Source organism: Acidithiobacillus sp. TH-A35 (genome assembly GCF_057473505.1).
The window spans coordinates 1-1505 of the sequence record NZ_JBYCKR010000137.1 but is presented as its reverse complement, the minus strand read 5'-3'; the positions used below and the strand labels follow the sequence as shown (position 1 = coordinate 1505).

Genomic DNA, 1505 nt, shown 5'->3' with positions numbered 1-1505 from the left:
TGGTGACCCGCGCCGAAGAGGGGGCTCTGCGCTGGTTGGACGAGGGTGATTTACCCCAGAGCATCGGTCGGCTCAGTGCCCATGGCGGTAATATCGGCGTATTGCTGCGCGCCCATGCTTATATACGCCGTCTGGGTCGGACAGGGGTGGGGCGGGTGTCGGCTTATGCTGCGCTCAATGCCAATTATCTGCTCAAGGAATTGCAACGGGTCGGCTATAAGGCGGCCTTCCCGGAGCGACGTGCCAGTCACGAGTTCATCCTGAGTGTCAGCGACTTGCAGAAGGCGACGGGCATACGGGCGCTGGATGTGGCCAAACGCCTGCTGGATTTCGGGATTCACGCACCGACCATTTATTTCCCGCAATTGGTGCCCGAGTGCTTGCTGATCGAGCCTACGGAGACAGAAAGTAAGGCAATGCTGGACCGTTTCGTGGCGGTGATGGCGCAGATTCGTCAAGAGGCATTGGCGCAGCCGGAACGCTTGCGTGAAGCGCCCCATCATCTGCCGGTAGGACGCTTGGATGAAGCGCTAGCAGCGCGCCGTCTGGATGTGGCGGCCGCGCAGTGACGGCGTCGCCGGCGGATCTGGTCGATGCACTCGGCGAAGTGTTGCTGGATAAAGAACGGGCGCTGCGCCTGATTCTGTCCGGCTTTCTGGCGGGTGGACATGTGCTGGTGGAGGACGTGCCGGGGGTGGGGAAGACGACCCTGTCGCTGGGATTGGCGCATCTGCTGGGTCTCGATTTTGCCCGAGTGCAGATGACGGCCGATCTACTGCCCGGAGACATTCTCGGGAGCAGTCTCTTCGATCCGCGCGAACAGCGCTTCGTCTTTCATCGGGGCCCGATTTTCCATGCCATAGTGCTGATGGATGAGATCAACCGGGCTTCGCCACGCAGTCAGTCCGCCCTGCTGGAAGCTATGGCAGAAGGACAGGTCTCGGCAGACGGGCAGAGCTTTCCGCTCCCTAAGCCCTTTTTTGTGATCGCTACCCAAAATCCGCAGGAGCACGCTGGGGTCTTCCCGCTGCCGGAGAGTCAACTGGACCGTTTTACGCTGCGTTTGTCACTGGGGTATCCGAGCCACGAGGCGGAGCGGCGATTATTGGCGGGGGAAAATCGACGGCCTGCCGATCTGAAAGCACTGGCCGATGCTGCATTGCTTCGCCAGTGGCAGGCAGAAGTTGCGGCGCTATTCCTGAGTCCGGAACTACAGGAAATGCTTTTGGCTCTGGCGCAACGCAGCCGTGAGGATGCGCGGGTGCGGATTGGGTTGTCGCCACGAGGTTTGCTGGCGCTCAAGGCGAGCGCACAGGCCTGGGCTTTTCTGGCGGGTCGGGATTTTGTGACGCCCGACGATCTGCGCGCCGTGACGGTGCCGGTGCTGGGGCATCGTTTGCTGTCCAGCGCATCGCTGGGCGGTGATGAACTGGCGGCACTGCTGATGCAGGATACCTGGGGTTTTGGCCCGTGAGTCGCAAACGGCGGGAGGTACGTCTTTCCCG

General features: G+C 61.5%; 2 protein-coding genes. Both read left to right on the top strand.

Features of this window, described 5'->3' with window-relative positions:
* The coding region (locus AC2VNK_RS04865) for a PLP-dependent aminotransferase family protein (protein WP_486883028.1) at nucleotides 1-569 on the top strand (569 nt) is incomplete at its 5' end.
* Entirely contained in the window at nucleotides 566-1474 is a 909-nt protein-coding gene (locus AC2VNK_RS04860) for an AAA family ATPase (protein WP_486883027.1), read from the top strand. The genes AC2VNK_RS04865 and AC2VNK_RS04860, both read left to right, overlap by 4 nt.
* Nucleotides 1475-1505 lie beyond the last annotated feature (31 nt).